Origin of the sequence: Collimonas arenae (genome assembly GCF_000786695.1) — a bacterium.
Classification (GTDB): Bacteria; Pseudomonadota; Gammaproteobacteria; order Burkholderiales; family Burkholderiaceae_D; genus Collimonas; species Collimonas arenae_A.
Genome location: NZ_CP009962.1, coordinates 3,488,863 through 3,504,638, shown reverse-complemented (window position 1 = coordinate 3,504,638; position 15,776 = coordinate 3,488,863). Strand labels below are relative to the sequence as shown.

Sequence of the window (15,776 nt, the reverse complement as noted above, 5' to 3'; positions counted from 1 at the left end):
ATGTAAACATGAACTTGATAGGGCGAATAATAATGAAGCCTATATGGTTGAGTTATTTTTAAGCACCGATAACAATGCCGGATTTTGTTATTTTTGTAGAAAATATATGTCAAATAGCTGCCGTTAAGTCATTCTTTCGTCAATCTCCGATTGAAACAAATGTTTGAAATATTAAGTTACTTATTGCCGATGCCATGTATCGATAGAGAGTGACCTTACCCCTTCCAAGTATCCCAATGTCAGCTTAGTGACCGAGCTGATGGAGAGCTAGTCATGAAGAACTCAAGATCCGGAAGAGTATTTTTTACGATTACAAGCCAAAAATTATTGGCAGCCTCAAGAATATCGACCACAGAGCGCAGGTTGAAATTGCTGTTCGATTGAGGACTCTTATTGCGCACGTGGATTGAGGCAGCCCGCAGGTATCTGTACCTATAAAATTTGATAGTTTCTATGTGGTAATTATTGGTGTATATTCCGCGCAATGAGTGGGTGTCCCCAGAATTCCAAGTGACAGGCATATTTCAATTGCTTAGAACTACCTGCGAGTAGCACAGGAATAACGCGCAACCCACAGGACTATCAAAGGAATTCCGATGAAGTTTTTTGCTGCATTAATTTTGATTTCTGCGGTCAGCGGCTGCGCCATAAATGGAACCTACCCTGAAACGTCAGATGTTTCTGGGGTGGCGAGGTGTAAGGTAATTTCGGAGTCGGAAATTGCTGCGCTCTTTGATCGGTGGAATCAGTCTTTACAAACCGGCGACCCCGACAAGGTTGTCGCCAACTACGCAACGCGTTCAATTCTATTGCCGACTCTCTCAAATAAGCCGCGACTTACGCCAGCCGAGAAGGAAGACTATTTCCAACACTTTCTTGAGGGCCAACCGTCAGGAAAAATCGACTTCCGTTTTATAGAGCTCGGATGTAATTCTGCAGTTGACGCTGGTTTATATACTTTCACCTTCCGAAGGACGGGTGTGGTAGTTCATGCGCGCTACACATATACGTATCGATGGGACGGCAAGCAATGGCTCATTACAAGCCACCATTCTTCAGCAATGCCGGAAAAAATGTAAACTGAAATGCGCTTCTCCAACGAGGTTTTTGTTGCCGTCCAAAGGAGAGCAGGCCGAAGTGCGTGTTTTAGACGCAGTCAAAACCGCACAAGAAATTTGTTTAAGAGTAGAAAAAGCCGCCAAATAGGCTAATGCCGTTCAGTTAAGGATTTTTCTTTGTTACCTGAACGGCATATTTCTTTGGTCTGCCCTTGACGGCCCGGTCGAACTGATGACCGGGCCGTTCTCCATTCAGGAGGGTAACCACTCTTTCTCGCAAATGCTTCATGGATGCCGGTAACTTGCCATAAATAAAAATGTCGTTCAGTCTTAACTGAACGGCATTAGCCAAATAGGTGATTTTTTATTGAACGGACAAAATGTTATTAAGAGTCCCGGGACTATCTAATTTTAAGTTGCTATACGAGCGCATGGAGCTAATCGCGCGGCTACTACCTGCGTGCGCATCCGTTGTGCGTTCATTGCGAGGGCGATGGTATCAACCCAATATATCTTGGTGTTGAACCTCTCACTTCTGATGAGCACTTATTTGACGATTTGACCTGACCAAATTTGTGACAAGCCTTATAGCGCATCGAAAGTGCAATCAATGAGTGTCGTCATCAGTTCGTTGTTTGTCCTCTACTCCGTGAGTATAGATTGTCATGCGGAAATTGATTTGTTATATTGCAAATCATGACAAAGCGTTCCATATACATTTCCAGTTAGTGTGCGAAGCTTTGTAGGCCGCGTCACATCAAGTATAGATGTCGTCTGCTGCGCTTTTCTACAATAGCCCTATAAAACGGATATTGATCTATGACTGCTGGCAGTTTAGCTAGGCGTCTTAATAGTGAAATTCAACGACTTGAATTTCTCCGAGGCAGCGTGGGTATACTTCTGGCATGGCTATTCGCCTGTATGTTATTGGGGGTTTTGGTCTGGGGGGTGTCGCTGGCAAAAATTCAAAGCGATAGGGCTGAAATTGAAAAGAATACATTCACGAAAGCGGCTCAGCTATCAAAGGCCTATACCGAACAACTTTCGCGCTCAATTGATCAAATCGATCAGATAACGCGCAATCTTCAATACGACTGGCAGACGTTCCATGGGGCGTTAAAGTTGGAGGACCAATTGCGGCAGGGCCTATACCCGCGGTCCGCGCAAATTTACGCCTCTATTGTGGATAGCCACGGAACGATCGTGACCAGCACCCTGGATATGGCTAATGCTCCCAATATCGTTGATAGGGACTATTTCATATTCCAGCAGTTGAATCTAGATAATCATCTGCGTATTGAAAAACCGGGTACAGGAGGGCGCTCCGGGAGAAAAGTGATTCGTTTTACGAGACGACTGGCAAAAGCAGATGGCACATTTGACGGCATAGTCGTTGTTGGCGTCGAACCAGCCTTTCTTGCAGCGTTCACCGATGCATCGAGCCTGGGCACGAGTGACAGTCTGGCTATTAAAGATATGGACGGCGATGTATTGGCAGCCAAAATGGGTGACCGCATTCGGTCATTGCCTTCGATATTTCGCTCCCCCCAAATATTTGAATCCGGTGGTGGTGTCAAGCGCATGCCGGGGGATAAGTTTATCGACGGCGAGTCGCGCATCATTGCTTGGCAAAAGCTGCCCGGCTATCCGCTTGTTTCTTTCGTCGGCTTATCCGACGCAGCTGCGTTTGCCGCATATCAATCTACTGCGGATAATTATCGCAACATTGCGATTGCGGGGAGTTTGCTTTTGCTTCTCCTAGCTGCGGTTGGCATATCCTTTTTGTCGCGATTGGCTTGGCGAAAATTTCAAGTCAATGAAGTAAAAAATACCTATCAGCTAGCCATTGATGGCGCTCATGAGGGTTTTTACATGGTGCGGGCTCTCTACGATCAACAACATAATGTGGTTGACTTCGTGATCAAGGACTGCAATGACCAAGGCGCAAGCCTTGTTGGCTATGCAAAGGACGAACTCGTTGGGAAAAAATTTTCCGACCTTTATTCAGGGGCGGTTGCGCAGCGTGTACTCGCCATTTTCCGCAGGGCGATGGAGGTTGGCTTTTATGAAGATGAATTCAAGCCTTTCCATAATAATCCGCAGCATACTATCTGGATGTCCCGGCGACTCGTCCGCTCCGGGCATGGGTTGGCGATGACGATAAGAGATATTTCCGAAACAAAATCTCACGAGCAAGCGCTTTTGAAGATGGCGAATATAGAAGCCCTGACAGCGCTCCCCAATCGTCACTGGTTAATGAAATTTCTGCCCAATGCGTTAAACCAGATTAGAAATCGCAATGGAATGTTTGCTATTCTTTTCATTGACCTGGATAACTTTAAAATTATCAATGATACGTTGGGTCACGATGCCGGGGATGAGTTGCTACAGGAAGCCGCACTGCGATTACAGTCCGTATTGAGGCCAGTGGACAGGGTGGTCCGCTTGGGTGGCGACGAATTCACGCTATTACTTGATTCAGTCTCAAGCCAGGAAGAAGTGGCTCAAGTGGCTGCTCGCATCAACCGGAAATTTTCCCTGCCGTTTGAAATTACAGAACACAAAAAGGTCGTCTCGGTCGGTACCTCTATCGGGATAAGTTTATTTCCGCGCGACGGCAACGATTCAGCAACGCTTCTCAAAAACGCGGATATCGCCATGTATTCTGCTAAAGCCGCGGGCAAGGGACAATTTCGATTTTATGGCGAACAATTTAGTGAGCACGGAATTGAATGCTGAAGAGGCGTTGTAGTACTGGTTTGCATCAAAACGGTCCGATTTGGCCGCCACGAATCTGCGTGATACGCGCTACTCTGGAGAGACGATGAAATTTGTGAGGTACCCGTTGTTGTGCGATGAATGCAAAAATCCAATAGAGGAATACTCGCATGGAATGGTCGAATGGTTGGACGACGCGGGTGTCATCTCGGAGGTTCGCATCGTCCACAATCCGGCGCATTCCCCGACTGGTCGGTGCTATAAGCACTTGTATCACGCGAAAAGGCGAGAACTTCATTTAGCAGATATTTTGACAAACAAAGTATTGCAAAAGCAGCTTGGAATAGTTGACTAAATCTTACTGCACCTGACGCGCGCGTGGTGAGCGGTATTTCCGGGTGCTGTGAGATTACCGCTCATTGCAATGTCCAAATGCGATTGATGAATCGCCGATTAATATTGCACGGAGGAAATATTTGCGCTATTCTTAATTGCAACGTCACTGTCAAGTGAATTGCCAAATTGTTCATGGTTGAAATGGCTTGTAGCAGTGTTTGCAACACTGTAGGCCGTTTGGGCCGGTAACGGAGCAGCTCGATTTTCATATTGTCTAAGGGCGAATGCCATGAAGACTGAATTCGAATGGCCAGTACCACCGCATTTTGTCGTGAAAAAACAGGCTGTGCCGTCTGATGACGGTACCGAGCCATGTTTTATCTCTACGCTGGAAGGAAGGCGCCAGGGAGGCAGCCTGATTGGTTTCGATCTCGGCGCATTGATGCTGATTTTTCTTCCTGATCGCGCACAAGCGCCAGTCAATGTCAATTTTTCCAGTTTGAAGACTGTAAGTTTGACTCGCCCGATCGAGTTGCAGCATCTTGAACTTCCCGCCAATCTGCCAAGTGCAGAAATCGCACCGGCATCTGCGAAAAAAAAATCTGTTGTTCACTTTAAAGGAGGTGGTCACCAGATTTCCGAAGTATTAGGTTTTGTTTATGACGATGCCGGCTTATTTTTGTTTACGCCTCAACATGGTAATTCTGTCTTGCGTTCGTTCATCCCGGCTACGGCGATTGATCGGCATCAGATTGGCGATCCGCTCGGAAAGATGCTGGTGGATGAGCGAATTGTTGAGCCGGCCGAAATTAAGGCGGGGCTGGAAAAACAAGAACAGTTACGTTCTCAACGGCTAGGCGATTATCTTCTGCAACAGCAATTGGTGACGCAGGAGCAAGTCGAAGCGGCCTTGGAAAACCAACGAAGAAGACCTCAACTAAGAATTGGCGAGGCGCTGCTAGATGAAAATCTCATCACGCAAGAACAATTGGATGATGCGTTGCGAATCCAGGCAAAGGATCGCAAAAAGCATTTAGGCATCATCTTGGTCGATATGGGTGTCGTTACAAACGAAGTAATTAAAAGAATGCTGGTGCAAAAGCTCGGGATCCCGTTTGTGAGCTTGCTCCAGTTTCAAGTCGACCCAAATCTTATCAAGACCCTGCCTGCGCACATAATTCAAAAATACAGCGTCATGCCACTCTACAAAAATGAGTTACGCATGGTGGTGGCAATGGAAAACCCGCTCGAATCGGAGGCATTGCACGCGCTTGCATTTGCTACGCGACTGAAAATTGATCCTGTAATGACTTCTTCGGAAGAACTGTCGAGCATGATCAAACAGTTTTATGGCGAAGCGGAGCGCGAGAACATTGCAGAAATGGTGTCGGGTCTGGATGAGGATGATGGCGATGCTTCAAGCGCAGGGGCCGGTGAAATTGTCGCAGAATCAGACAATACGTTGGTTCGCTTGGTTAACAAGATCATTATGGATGCTTTCGAACAAGGTGCATCCGATATTCATATCGAGTCGATGAAGGGGAGCAAGTCTACCCGCATACGATTCCGAAAAGACGGCGTAATGACACATTACTCCGATGTGCCGGCCAATTTTCGTAAAGCAATGATTTCCCGCCTGAAGATCATGAGCCGCCTGGATATTTCGGAAAAGAGGCGGTCCCAGGACGGCAAGCTGAATTTCGAAGCGTTCGGTCCCGCAAAAATAGAACTGCGCGTCGTCACCATGCCGACCACCGATGGCCTGGAAGACGTCGTGATGCGTATACTTGCGGCGCCCAAGGCCACGTCGTTAGACAAATTGGGGCTGACGCCCTATGTATTGGACGGGTTGCAAAAACTCGTCGTCAAGCCGCACGGACTTTTGTTTGTTTGCGGTCCGACAGGATCAGGAAAAACAACCACTCTTCATGCACTGCTGAATTCCATCAATACACCGGATCGCAAGATATGGACCGTTGAGGATCCTATCGAGATTACCCAGGAAGGTTTGCGACAGGTACAGGTACAAGCAAAGATAGATTGGACGTTCGCTGCAGTACTGCGCAGTTTTCTGCGCGCCGATCCCGATGTCATTATGGTTGGTGAAACCCGGGATCCTGAAACTGCAAAAACCGTCATAGAAGCGTCGCTTACCGGGCACTTGGTGTTTTCGACGATGCATACCAACAGCGCTGTTGAGAGCGTAGTCCGGCTGCTGGATTTAGGCCTTGATCCTTTCAATTTTGCCGATGCTTTGCTAGGCGTGGTTGGGCAAAGACTGGCGCGCCGTCTCTGCCCGGCATGTCGCCGACAATACGACGTTGCCGAGGATGAGCTTGAAATGCTGCTGCATGAATATTGTTTTGAGACTGAGCTCGATCAAAACGATGTGCTAGCGGGATGGCGTACCCGATACGCTGACACAGATGGTGTATTCCACCTGTTTCAGGCCGTGGGATGCAAGGCATGTGACAACAGCGGATATAAGGGCAGGGTTGGCGTCTATGAATTGCTTTTGAATACGGCAGCAATTAAACGGAAGATTCATGCGAGCGCCAATGTTCCAGAGATATTGCGCGTTGCCATTTCAGAAGGCATGCGCACGCTCAGGCAAGATGGGATTGAAAAGATATTCCAAGGACATACCGATTGGGAGCAAATCAAGGCGGTTTGAGACGTCAGCACGTGCAGAAAATCAGTGCTGGGTTAAAGCCGATGTGAATTTTCGATGGAGGATGCAATGAGTTCAAAAGTAACGGAAAGCGATTCCATACCTTTCGAGAAGGTGCCGCTCACCGAGGCGAAAGCTATTCTTGATGGAGAAGATAAAGCAGTGCGAAGAGATGTTCCTGATTGGGAATTTTTGCGGCGGCCACAGGCGCACAAAGATCAAGATTTGTTGGAAAGCACTTATCAATGGTACGCAAAACTTCCTGCGGATATCAAACCGTGGGAGCTGGCAAGATATTTTCCACGTGTCACCAACGAACTGGCGGCAATTTGGGCGAGGCCGACTATGTGTGAACAATTCCTAGACCAGCTTCTATTGGATAACAGAGGCAATCGAAAGGGCTTTCCAGAAAAAGTCATCAGAGAAATCATGGTGTTGCAACACTACCTCCATGCGCAAGCCGGCGCTGCTCATGCTAAACCGGACGACACACCGATGCGATGATGCAGTATGCACACTGGACATTGCCGATGCAATCCGAAGCGATGCTTGAATCATCAGGCAGACATTGACATCAGACTTGTTTGCCGTGTTGATATAGGTTGGCCAGGGCCCGTCATATAACCATTAAAGGTAACGAATGAAATCGCTGCCCCGCCTTTCTCGTCTGCCGGTTACGCTGTTGGCTGGCGCCTTTGTTGTCCTGGTTTGTATGTCACTTATCAGTATAGATGGCTGGCGGAGCTGGCATGCGCGTGAAATACAAATGGGGGAATCGGTGGTGGCGACGTCGAACCTAGCCCGGACTCTGGCGCAGCATGCCGATGATACGTTCAAAGATGCAGATGCTGCATTGGTTGGGCTTGTTGAACGGTTGTCGGTGGATGGGACGAGCGCCACTGCATTGGATCGTTTGCATCGATATCTGATGAATCGGGTGACCGAGTCGCCGCAGCTGCAAGGTATTTTTGTGTATGACGAAAATGGGAAATGGCTTGTAAATTCCCAAAAGGTCGTTGCCCAGAATTTAAATAATTCGGACCGGGAATACTTTGTCTATCATCGGACCCACACCGAACTCACAGCCCACGTTGGACCTCCGATCCAAAGCCGTTCTACCGGAAAATGGATTCTTACATTGAGCCGTAGAGTAAACCATGGCGATGGCAGCTTCGGTGGGGTTGTGCTGGCCACAATCGACGTCGAATATTTCCGGAAGTTTTATGACAGTATCGACATCGGAAAACTGGGAGCCTCCATCCTTGGTCTTGACAATGGAACGATGCTGATTCGTCGGCCGTCGCTGGAAAAATCCATTGGAAAAAGCATCAAGGATGGTGATTTGTTTCGTGATTACATCGCAAAAAATGATAGCGGGACAGCCATGATACTGTCCAACCAAGACGGCATAGAACGGCTGATCGCCTATCGCCATCTGAAGCGTTATCCCATGTTTGTGACGGCCTCATTGGCCAAGAGTGAAATACTCGCCGAATGGCAGACGGATACCTATCTCCACACGACCATTACCTTGCTTTTGATTTGCGTCCTGGGTTGGCTCGGATTTCATCTTGTTTCTCAAATTCGCCTGCGGGTAGATGCCGAGGTGGAAGCAAGGGATGCCCGCGACAAAGTGGAGACATTGAACCGGACGCTAGAAAAATTGGCGTTGCAGGACGGCCTAACCGGATTGGCGAATCGTCGCCGGTTTGACATCGTCATCGAAGAAGAATTGAGAAAAGCCAAGCATGATGCCGGATCATTGGCGGTAGTCATGATTGACGTTGATAATTTCAAGCGATACAACGATATTTATGGACATCCGGCGGGAGACGATTGTCTGCGGAAAATCGCCGGTGCGGTCAAAATTTCTGAAAAGCGCATTCGTGATCTGGCGGCACGCTATGGCGGCGAAGAGATGGCTATTGTTCTCCCTGATAGTGATATTGAAGGGGCCATGAGAGTAGCGGAAAGTGTCCGTCTCGCGGTGAGAAACCTGAGGATTCCTCATGCCGAAAATACCTCCGGCATTGTAACGATCAGCGCAGGAGTGAGCGCACGTACGCTGGTTAGACGAGACGATACGGCCGCTCGTTTAATTGACGACGCTGACAAATCCCTTTATGTGGCAAAAAATACAGGGCGTGACCGTGTCTGCTTTTTTCCCGAGGTGTGTAATGTATAAACGCCCAGAACACCTCAGTTAAATACCGTGCCCGTTCATGGTCGCCGCTCAGGCACTTGGTTCCTAGTACTAAAACGGACCGCAAGGCGGGTTACGGCGATTCTGCAGCGCCACTTGACAGAGTGTGCCGTCACCTCGGGCACACCAGATGCAGGCTGTTCTTCTTACAATCCTGTTGCCAATTTGATGCGTGATTTGATGATTGAGCTTGGTGATTGATCTGGATAGGATTACAATAAATTGCCATGTGGAAATAAATAAGCCATCTGAAATGGCTTATCTCTGATCTCGCCATACGTCGACGGATCACCGCAATTTCCCTGTCATAGAGGGGGGGCCGACATGGGAATTGAAAATTTGCAGACTTACGACGATGCGCCAAGTCGCAATGCAAAGCTGATTCTTGAACATCCAATGGAGATAGCGGATCTGTTGGTGACCTATCTTGAGCAGATGGAAATTGCGTGCGTTTTCGGCGTTCCCGGAGGCGCCATTGAGCCTCTTTTCAATGCACTTGCCAAAAGTGCTCGTAGGGGTGGTGTACGCCATGTCTTGGCCCGGCACGAAGCAGGAGCTGCATTTATGGCAGATGGTTATGCGCGGGAAACGGGAAAAATCGGTGTTTGCTGCGCCACGTCCGGTCCTGGCGCCACAAATTTGATCACCGGTGTCGCCTGCGCCTACGACAATAATATTCCAATGCTGGTGATCACGGCGCAGACAGCCTTGCCTACTTTCGGCAAACATCCGCTGCAAGAATCCACATGTACCGGAATCGATACGCTAGGCATGCTGCAACATTGCACTCGCTACAATTCATTGGTGTCCCATCCGCTGCAGTTCGAGAACAAACTCATGACTGCACTGCAGCGAGCCGTCAGGGCGCCAATGGGGCCGGTACATTTAAGCATACCGGTGGATGTGTTTCGTAGCGTCAACACGCAATTGACCCCCTCCTATGGCCTGTTGGCGCTTCTGCAACCGTCGTCGTCGGTTGATGACGAAGCGCTGGCAGCACTGAATGTGATGCTGTTCAGCGCCAAAAATATTGTTTTGCTGATTGGTGCGGGCTGTGGCGAAGCCATCGGTTCCGTCCTTGAGTTCGCTGACCTCAGCGGCGCTTCAGTTATCACTACGCCTGACGGCAAGGGCTTGGTTAGCTCGCGTCATCCGCTTTTCCGCGGCGTATTCGGCTTTGCCGGTCATGCTTCGGCAGAAACCCTGTTGCGCGATAAATCGGTAGATTTGATCATTGCTATCGGCACGGGAATGGGGGAATGGAACAGTGGCGGCTGGAGCGATAGCGTGCTTAATGCCCGGCTCGTGCACATCGACGACTCGGAGGAGCATCTTACGGATACACCGATGGCCCGCTTGCACGTGAGGGGGCGCATCCTGTCGATTTTCGAGCGATTGCTCAAGCATATGTTTGACATTCGCCGGACAGGAAACTACGAGCAAGAACGTCGCTCTTTTGTTCGCAAGCAGCACGGCGCCGATTGGAATCCACGGGAAATGCTTGCCGCTCCCGATAAATACGAGAGCAGTGCCGTGCCCATTCTTCCGCAACGGCTGATGCGTGAACTAGGCCGGCTGTTCCCGCCAACCACCCGTTTTCTCGCAGATACCGGCAATAGCGTTGCTTGGGCCGTTCATTACCTGCAACTCAGCAAAGATCGGCGTGTCGGCGAAAGGCGGCGAGAGGGGAGGGGCAGCGCGTTCGCAGCTGGCCGGCGCAAGACAAGTGCTGGATGGCTACGCGTCATCATGAATTTTGCCCCGATGGGTTGGGCCATTGGCGGCGCCATCGGCACTGCCGTAGGTAATCCTAACGTGCCGGTAGTGTGCATTACCGGAGACGGCAGTTTTCTGATGAACGGCCAGGAAATCTCGGTAGCCGTCGCTGAACGGCAAACCGTCATTTTCGTTGTCCTCAACGATCAGGCTTTGGGAATGGTCAAGCATGGCCAGCGGCTTGCCCGGGCGGAACAAATAGGCTGTGATTTGCCTTTCACCGATTTCGCTGCAATGGCGCGCGCCATGGGTGCACAGGCGCACACTATTCGTACACCGGAGGAATTATGCACGTTGGATATCGCAGCCATGTGCGCCCGTAAGGGGCCGACGCTGCTGGATGTGCTGATCGACCGCGAAGAAGTGCCCCCGATGAATGTCCGCATGCGGGTTTTGGCTGGCGGCTTATAAGGAATCGCAATGAATAAACTCGAAGGAAAAAACGTACTCATCACAGGCGGTTCGAGTGGAATTGGCCTTGCAACTGCGAAACTGTTTCTGGAGCGTGGCGCACGTCTGGTGATTACAGGGCGCGATCCGGATGCGTTGGAACGCGCAAGGAAAGAGCTGGGTGGCGAAACCGTTGCCATTCGCAGCAATGCCGCTGATCTGGTAGAAATAGATGCCCTCATGCAGCAAGTAAAGAAGCATTTTGAACGCCTGGATATATTGTTCGTCAATGCTGCTGTCGCCACAGCGGCTTCGATAGAGTCGGTTTCCGAAGAGTTATTCGATGAAATCGCAGGAATTAATTTCAAAGGTGCTTTTTTCACCATCCAGAAAGCGCTTCCGCTCTTTGGTGACAGCGCATCGATTATTGTCACTACATCCATCACCAACCAATTAGGCTCGCCAAATTTTAGTGTCTACGGTGCAAGCAAGGCCGCTTTGCGCTCGCTAGTGCAGTCATTAAGCCTGGAATTCATCGGTCGCGGGATCAGGATCAATGCAATCAGCCCCGGACCCATTGCGACTCCCATGTTCGACCGTTTCGGCCTGCCATCAGAGACAGTCCAGGCAATTAAAAGCGAGATGGAGCGCAAATCGCCGATCAAGCGTTTCGGAATGCCGGAGGAGGTCGCCAAGGTCGCCTTGTTCCTGGCCTCCGACGATGCGGCTTACGTGGTCGGAGAAGAGATTGTCGTCGATGGTGGAATGAGCTTGCTTTAATTGTGCGCGTTGAACAGGGGGATGAGATGAGTCATGCCGTAAATCCAAACACGATTCGTAGCAGCATCTGGGAGGAAGAGCCACAAGCCGACAATCCTTTCGCGGCTGCCGCCTGCTATTGCAGAGGATACGATGTCTACGGAGATTTGCTTGGCAAGGCTAGTTATATCGAATACATGTACCTCCTTTTCAAGGGCGAGCGGCCGACGCCGGGCGCCATTGCGGCATTGGAGATCCTAGCTGTGGCTCTGGCCAATCCAGGCCCGCGTGACCCCTCCGTGCATGCAGCGATGGCGGCCGGAGTCGGTGGCTCCACTGCTGCCTCGGTCCTCATGGCTGCGGTGGCTGTTGGCGCAGGTTCCTACGGCGGCGCACGGGAAGTTTTTCTGGCTTTAGGAGCTTGGGAAAATAACGGAACTGAGCTTGCAAACTGGTGTTCCAGTCTGGCTTCGCCGGTGCCGCCCACGCGTTTGCAGGTATGGCCGGAGCTAGAGCATCCGGCGGGCTTCGATCCCTATGGAAAACATTGCGCGGCCCCTGTGTTGCGGACTCTTTCGCTTCTCGCAGACATCCTGCCCGCAGGATGTCTGGCGTGGCTTCAGCAGGAGAGGGCCGCGCTGGAAACGGCGGCCGGTTTTCCTCTGGCGATGACCGGTGTTGCCGCAGCTGCACTTGCCGATCTGGATTTTTCTCCCAACGAGGGGGAGATGCTGACCTTGCTGCTGCGTTTGCCAGGCGCCGCTGCCCATGCTCTGGAACAGGGAAAACAAGGTTTCCGTCTTTTTCCTTTCTTTGAACTGGATCTGGAAAACGATCCAGGACCTTCATGTCAGAAAGAGTCTAAATGAGAAATACCTTGTTAGATTACGAGGGGCCGTTACGTACTCGCATGGGAGCCTGTTTTCCAGGGCAGCGAGCGGTGTTTCGCGGTCATGATTTGCATGCCGACCTGAAAGATATGGATTGGATAGAACTTTATACTTTCGGCATTACCGGTCGCCGCTTTTCGCCACAACAGATAAGTGTTCTGCATGCCCTCTGGACCTACACCAGTTATCCAGATCCGAGGCTATGGAATAACCGCGTCGCCGCCTTGGCAGGCAGCGCCCGCAGTACTGGCGCCCTTGGTATCGCGGCCGCAATTGCCGTATCGGAGGCCAGCATCTATGGCTGGCAGCCTGAAATTGCCGCAGCGGATTTCCTGGTCCGCGCCTACAACCGAACGCAAGCAGGGGAAGCCCTCCAAGTAGTATTGACACAGGAGCTGCAACAGCATCGCCGCATTCTGGGATATGGCAGGCCGGTTGCCACGCTTCAGGTGGATGAACGCATTCCAGCCATTCTCGCTCACATGGGCCGTGAACAGATTGAACAAGGGCCCTATCTGCAATTGGCTTTCGATATTGAACGAGGCTTGCTCCAGATGGGACGGCAGTTGCCCATCAACTATGCAGCTGTAGTGGTAGCGATTCCCTTGGACATGGGACTTTCTCCGCGGGAGTGCTACCTGTTCCTGCAGCCTTCATTTATGGCCGGGATGCCTCCTTGTTATATGGAGGCCAGCGAACGCCCGGAGGGCGCGACATTTCCGCTTCGATGCACACAGCTGTGTTATGAGGGGCCAGGGCGACGCAGGTGGCAGCAAGAATAGGGCGCTTGCTTGTGATAGGAAAAGACAGATATCGGGCATATATCTTTTAGCAGAATTTTGATTACATGAAATGGATCGAAAATGAGAAAACAATGGCAATCTCGCGTTCCGTTTGTGGTCCTGCTGCTGAGCGCCGGTGTCGCTACTGCCCAGCAAAATTCTGAAGAAGATGATCTAGCCCTCTCATATGGGAGCAAAGCGGTCGTCAGCATTGCTACTGGCAGCCAGCAAACAATTTCCCGCGCCCCAGCCGTCGCCTCTGTGATTACTGCCGAAGACATTCGGGCAATGGGTGCGACGCAGCTTGATCAAGTGCTAGAAAGCGTCCCAGGCTTGCATGTTTCCTTTTCAGGGTTGTACAACGACCCGATATATTCCTTTCGCGGCATTACCTCAAAATACAACTCAGATACCTTGATGCTTGTAAATGGCATCTCTATCAACACTGCCTTTCTTGGCAATCAGGGTCTCGCGTGGGGCGGTATGCCGCTCGAAAACATCGCGCGCATTGAGATCATTCGTGGCCCTGGGTCTGCTTTATACGGTGCGGATGCATTTGCGGGGGTCATCAATATCATTACCAAGACGTCTGCCGATATCAATGGCACTGAGTACGGGTTACGGGCTGGATCGCAGGATACGCATGACGCCTGGTTTTTGCATGGCGGGAAAATGGGGCCGGTGGATGTTGCTTTCTATCTGGCCGCTGGTCACACAGGCGGCTCCACTAAGACAGTGGATGCGGACACGCAAACCGGTCTGGATAAAATTTTCGGCACGCATGCGTCGCTTGCTCCCGGGCCGGAAAACATGATGCGCAATACGCTTGATATGAATGTGGACCTGAGTTATGGCTTATGGCGATTGCGCGCCGGTTATCAAGACAGGGAGATGGGAACTGGCGTCGGACTGGCGGAAGCACTGGATCCGCAAGGCCGGGTCAGGGGGCGACGCTGGAATACGGATCTCAGCTACGCTAACCCTGCATTTTCCCGCAATTGGGATGTCACGGCGCAAGTGTCACTGCGCGATGTCAAGGATTTACAGGCGGACCCCAACACAGTGCTCTTTCCGCCAGGCGCTTTTGGCGGCGCGTTCCCGAATGGCGTCATCGGTAATCCCGGACACGCCGAACGCGACAGTCAATTCAGCTTGTCGGGTTTTTATACCGGCTTCGACAGGCATCGGATCCGGCTCGGCGCCGGCTACAACATAGAGGATATGTACGAGACCAATGAGAAAAAAAATTTCCAGATCGTCGATATTCCTGGTGTGGGCCCTTCATTTGTTCCGCTAGGCAGCGTGGTAGATGTCAGCGGCACGAGTTTTGTGTTCCTCACTCCTCATAAGCGCACCGTCGCTTATGTCTTTGCGCAGGATGAGTGGACATTGGCGAAAGACTGGATTCTCACCGCAGGCGTACGGACGGACCGTTACTCCGATTTCGGCAGTACGACTAATCCGCGCGTGGCGCTGGTCTGGGACGTCGCCTACAATTTTTCAGTCAAAGCCTTGTATGGAAGCGCGTTTCGCGCACCGTCGTTCACCGAGCAGTACAGTATGAACAACCCGGTTACGATCGGCAATCCCAATCTAAAGCCGGAAACGATCAATACGCGCGAACTGGCGTTTGCATGGCAACCCACTCAATCGCTCCAAACCAATTTGAGCCTGTACTACTATCGCATGCACAATCTGATTGAATTCGTGCCGAATGCCGATCCGTCAACAGGCTCCACCGCCCAAAATACAGGAGACCAGACTGGACGTGGACTTGAATTGGAAGCCATTTGGGATGCAACGCGTAGCTTGCGCCTTTCCGGTAATTATTCATTGCAGCATTCCGTCGACCAGCGCAGCGGCCAGGATGCTGGCCTCGCGCCGCATCAAAGGTTGTTCGCCCGCGCAGACTGGCGTTTGGCGCCGCTGTGGCGATTGGGTACGACAATTAACCATGTTGCTGATCGAAAACGGCAACCGGGAGACACCCGTCCTCCGATTGCCGACTACACGACGGTTGACCTGAACCTGCGGAAGGAGAAGCTGATCGGCAATTGGAGCGTCACCGCAATGGTGCTGAATCTGTTCAACCGGGATGCCAAGGATCCGAGTTTTGCGCCGGGCAACATCCCTTTTGATCTGCCGCTGCCGGGGCGCACCTTCTATGTGCAGTTTCAGCACAAGCTCTAGGCG

General features: G+C 51.0%; 10 protein-coding genes. All 10 read left to right on the top strand.

Annotated features, from left to right (window positions below):
* Nucleotides 1-596 precede the first annotated feature (596 nt).
* The 10 genes from LT85_RS15395 (at nucleotide 597) to LT85_RS15345 (ending at nucleotide 15,773) form a co-directional block, all read left to right on the top strand.
* Nucleotides 597-1,079 carry a DUF4440 domain-containing protein gene (locus tag LT85_RS15395; protein WP_038490325.1) on the top strand — a complete coding sequence of 161 codons (483 nt, stop codon included), beginning with the start codon at nucleotides 597-599 and terminating at the stop codon, nucleotides 1,077-1,079.
* 798 nt (nucleotides 1,080-1,877) lie between these two features.
* On the top strand, nucleotides 1,878-3,797 hold the full coding sequence (locus tag LT85_RS15390) for a diguanylate cyclase domain-containing protein (protein ID WP_052135227.1): 1,920 nt from the start codon (nucleotides 1,878-1,880) through the stop codon (nucleotides 3,795-3,797).
* Between the two features lie 604 nt (nucleotides 3,798-4,401).
* Nucleotides 4,402-6,786, top strand: a complete 2,385-nt coding sequence (locus LT85_RS15380; RefSeq protein WP_081992424.1) for a GspE/PulE family protein — start codon at nucleotides 4,402-4,404, stop codon at nucleotides 6,784-6,786.
* A 66-nt stretch (nucleotides 6,787-6,852) separates the two neighbouring features.
* The gene (locus LT85_RS15375) at nucleotides 6,853-7,287 is read left to right on the top strand and encodes a hypothetical protein (protein WP_052135226.1); all 435 of its coding nucleotides are present in this window, start codon (nucleotides 6,853-6,855) and stop codon (nucleotides 7,285-7,287) included.
* 136 nt (nucleotides 7,288-7,423) lie between these two features.
* Entirely contained in the window at nucleotides 7,424-8,968 is a 1,545-nt protein-coding gene (locus LT85_RS15370; protein ID WP_038490319.1) for a sensor domain-containing diguanylate cyclase, read from the top strand.
* A gap of 342 nt (nucleotides 8,969-9,310) precedes the next feature.
* Nucleotides 9,311-11,173: a thiamine pyrophosphate-binding protein gene (locus LT85_RS15365; RefSeq protein ID WP_081992422.1), complete on the top strand. Its 1,863-nt coding sequence runs from the start codon at nucleotides 9,311-9,313 to the stop codon at nucleotides 11,171-11,173.
* A gap of 9 nt (nucleotides 11,174-11,182) precedes the next feature.
* The gene (locus LT85_RS15360) at nucleotides 11,183-11,932 is read left to right on the top strand and encodes an SDR family oxidoreductase (RefSeq protein ID WP_038490315.1); all 750 of its coding nucleotides are present in this window, start codon (nucleotides 11,183-11,185) and stop codon (nucleotides 11,930-11,932) included.
* A 26-nt stretch (nucleotides 11,933-11,958) separates the two neighbouring features.
* A complete protein-coding gene (locus LT85_RS15355) occupies nucleotides 11,959-12,780 on the top strand; it encodes a citrate synthase (RefSeq protein WP_038496420.1) in 822 nt (273 codons plus the stop codon).
* A complete protein-coding gene (locus LT85_RS15350; RefSeq protein WP_038490313.1) occupies nucleotides 12,777-13,583 on the top strand; it encodes a hypothetical protein in 807 nt (268 codons plus the stop codon). Before LT85_RS15355 ends, LT85_RS15350 begins: the two co-directional genes overlap by 4 nt.
* A gap of 81 nt (nucleotides 13,584-13,664) precedes the next feature.
* Nucleotides 13,665-15,773, top strand: a complete 2,109-nt coding sequence (locus tag LT85_RS15345) for a TonB-dependent receptor plug domain-containing protein (protein WP_038490310.1) — start codon at nucleotides 13,665-13,667, stop codon at nucleotides 15,771-15,773.
* The last annotated feature ends 3 nt before the right edge of the window (nucleotides 15,774-15,776 follow it).

Excerpts from the sequence above, each read along its gene's own strand:
- LT85_RS15395 (WP_038490325.1), top strand. The coding sequence starts at position 597 with ATGAAGTTTTTTGCTGCATTAATTTTGATTTCTGCGGTCAGCGGCTGC.
- LT85_RS15390 (WP_052135227.1), top strand. The coding sequence starts at position 1,878 with ATGACTGCTGGCAGTTTAGCTAGGCGTCTTAATAGTGAAATTCAACGA.
- LT85_RS15380 (WP_081992424.1), top strand. The coding sequence starts at position 4,402 with ATGAAGACTGAATTCGAATGGCCAGTACCACCGCATTTTGTCGTGAAA.
- LT85_RS15375 (WP_052135226.1), top strand. The coding sequence starts at position 6,853 with ATGAGTTCAAAAGTAACGGAAAGCGATTCCATACCTTTCGAGAAGGTG.
- LT85_RS15370 (WP_038490319.1), top strand. The coding sequence starts at position 7,424 with ATGAAATCGCTGCCCCGCCTTTCTCGTCTGCCGGTTACGCTGTTGGCT.
- LT85_RS15365 (WP_081992422.1), top strand. The coding sequence starts at position 9,311 with ATGGGAATTGAAAATTTGCAGACTTACGACGATGCGCCAAGTCGCAAT.
- LT85_RS15360 (WP_038490315.1), top strand. The coding sequence starts at position 11,183 with ATGAATAAACTCGAAGGAAAAAACGTACTCATCACAGGCGGTTCGAGT.
- LT85_RS15355 (WP_038496420.1), top strand. The coding sequence starts at position 11,959 with ATGAGTCATGCCGTAAATCCAAACACGATTCGTAGCAGCATCTGGGAG.
- LT85_RS15350 (WP_038490313.1), top strand. The coding sequence starts at position 12,777 with ATGAGAAATACCTTGTTAGATTACGAGGGGCCGTTACGTACTCGCATG.
- LT85_RS15345 (WP_038490310.1), top strand. The coding sequence starts at position 13,665 with ATGAGAAAACAATGGCAATCTCGCGTTCCGTTTGTGGTCCTGCTGCTG.